General features: G+C 60.2%; 4 protein-coding genes. All 4 read left to right on the top strand.

Translation table 11 applies throughout. The features are described from left to right. On the top strand, positions 1-348 hold a 348-nt coding region (locus EN914_RS33075), incomplete at its 5' end, for a pyridoxamine 5'-phosphate oxidase family protein (RefSeq protein ID WP_245497902.1). A 138-nt stretch (positions 349-486) separates the two neighbouring features. Further along, entirely contained in the window at positions 487-1,134 is a 648-nt protein-coding gene (locus EN914_RS33070; RefSeq protein ID WP_013525373.1) for a helix-turn-helix domain-containing protein, read from the top strand. 155 nt (positions 1,135-1,289) lie between these two features. Beyond that, entirely contained in the window at positions 1,290-1,643 is a 354-nt protein-coding gene (locus EN914_RS33065; RefSeq protein ID WP_013525372.1) for a hypothetical protein, read from the top strand. Positions 1,644-1,762: 119 nt separating this feature from the next. Continuing rightward, on the top strand, positions 1,763-2,014 hold the full coding sequence (locus tag EN914_RS33060; RefSeq protein ID WP_024505312.1) for a type II toxin-antitoxin system Phd/YefM family antitoxin: 252 nt from the start codon (positions 1,763-1,765) through the stop codon (positions 2,012-2,014). Positions 2,015-2,149: the final 135 nt, after the last annotated feature.

The raw sequence follows: 2,149 nt of genomic DNA, 5'->3' as shown, positions 1-2,149 counted from the left end.
GTGCCGGTGCACTATGCGCACGCCGACAATCATCTCTACGCGTTTTCCATGCCCGGCAAGAAGATCGACTGGATGCGTGCCAATCCCCTGGTGTCCGTCCAGGTGGGTGAACGCGGCCAGGGCCGAGGCTGGAGAAGCGTCGTCGTCGATGGCCGTTATGAGGAACTGCCGGACCGGATTGGCCACAAGCTCGAGCGTGACCATGCATGGGCGATGTTGAGCAAGCATGCCGCTTGGTGGGAGCCCGGCGCCCTCAAGCCACTCATGCCTGCGGTGTCGGACAGTGCACCCCACGTTTTCTTCCGTATCTTGATCCAGCAGGTGTCGGGCCGCGAAGCAAGTGAATAGCTTTCTTCACTGCGGCGACCAGCGCTGGACCGATTCAGGAGGAGCGGCTCTAGGTAGTTTCCCGTAGGGACATAACCGAATTTCGCGACCCGCGGATTCGCGCGATTGCTGTGTCACGGATAAACCGGGAAAACAGCCATGCACGCCTACACCTCCTCCAGAATTTCGCTGCCGTCACGGTCTGCCCAGCCCAACCTGCCGGAGGCTTTTGAGCCCGCACTGCTGCAACCACTCAGCTTCTATCCCGCAGGCGCGGAAATCTACGCCCAGGGCGAGAAGGCCGGAGGCTTCTACCAGGTGGAGTTCGGCGCCGTCCGCGTCTACCGCCTGCTTGCTGACGGCCGCCGGCAGATCAGTGCCTTTCATCTCGCCGGAGAGACATTCGGCTTCGAAGCCGACACGACGCACCATTTCTTTGCTGAAGCGGTCAATTCCACCGGTGTCCGCGTCTTCCGCCTCACAGCTGGAGCGGATATGTCCCATCAGTTGCTGCCTCTGGCGCTGAAGGGGTTGACCAGAGCGCAGGAACACCTGCTGGTCCTCGGTCGCCAGAGCGCCATCGAACGCGTCGCCGCGTTCCTGGTCGACCTGTCGGAGCGCCAGGGCGGATTGCGGCAGGTCGAACTTCCGATGTCGCGCATGGATATCGGCGATTATCTTGGCCTCACCATCGAGACGGTATCGCGGATCTTCACCCGGCTGAAGGACAAGGGCGTCATCCGCCTGCTCAGCCTGCGCAGCATCGAAATCATCAGGCATGATGCGCTTCATGCGATGAGCGAATGAGCTGCGCTCCGACTCCTGGATGGTACAAGCACTTCAGACCATTTGACAGCGGGGCAACAAGAGCAAGATAGCAGCGCGGAGGACATCTGTTATGCCGCTGGAAGATTGAGGAAACAGCGGCAAGTCTATCGGCGTTCAGGCTTCGGGAGGAAGGCATGGACCGGCACATGGCCACATTGCGTGCAGACCGTGTTCAAGCATCGATCACGTCGGATGCCGCTGAAAAATCGGCGCTGGTCGATTCGTGGCGGCGCTCGGCCTCGTTGCACAGGCTGGTTCCTGCAGGCCGGAAATCACCCCGGCGGCTAACCGACATCGAATTGAGCGTCGCCGGGCAGAAGGTCGAGCCGCTGCTCGCTGCCGCCCAGTCCAGTCTTGACAGGCTCTATCTGCCGTCGGCGGTGTCGGCTGCTGCGTGTTGCTGGCTAATCGCGATTGTGTCGGGGTCGATCGCCGTACTTTCCAGATCAACGGGGAAGACGCGGTTTTCCGGATTAGACCTGATGTGAGATGTCAGCCTGCCAACTGGCGGCAGATCGAGCGCCGTAGGCGCACCGATCCGTCCTGACTGCTTGCCAAAACTCGCTCCATAATTTATATGACCACTTTAGTCACGGGAGCAATCATGATGAAAGAGATTCAGCTCAAAGACGTCAAGGCTACGTTCTCACATGTGGTCGACGAAGCGGTTGCGGGCACACCGACGGTCGTCACCCGTCACGGCAAAAGAGAGGCTGTCGTAATCAGCTATTCGGAGTACGAACGCCTTTCCCGTGTGCCGTCGCTGGGTTGGCTGCTCACAAACTCGCCCCTGGAGGAAGCTGACCTGCCAGCGCGAAGCCGAAAGCCCGCACGGGCTCTGCGCGATCCGGCGTTCTGACATTGTACCTTTTGGACACGAATGTCGTCAGCTTGCTTGCCCCTTCAAAACGCAGGACGCCCTCCGATGAGAAACTAGCGGCCTGGATAGTCGAGCGATCGTCCGACCTTTGGCTCTCCGTAATCACCTTGGCCG

Source organism: Mesorhizobium sp. M7A.F.Ca.CA.001.08.2.1 (assembly GCF_003998455.1).
In the GTDB taxonomy this organism is placed as follows: domain Bacteria; phylum Pseudomonadota; class Alphaproteobacteria; order Rhizobiales; family Rhizobiaceae; genus Mesorhizobium; species Mesorhizobium ciceri.
This window is presented reverse-complemented; position numbering and strand designations above follow the sequence as displayed.

Excerpts from the sequence above, each read along its gene's own strand:
- EN914_RS33070 (WP_013525373.1), top strand. The coding sequence starts at position 487 with ATGCACGCCTACACCTCCTCCAGAATTTCGCTGCCGTCACGGTCTGCC.
- EN914_RS33065 (WP_013525372.1), top strand. The coding sequence starts at position 1,290 with ATGGACCGGCACATGGCCACATTGCGTGCAGACCGTGTTCAAGCATCG.
- EN914_RS33060 (WP_024505312.1), top strand. The coding sequence starts at position 1,763 with ATGAAAGAGATTCAGCTCAAAGACGTCAAGGCTACGTTCTCACATGTG.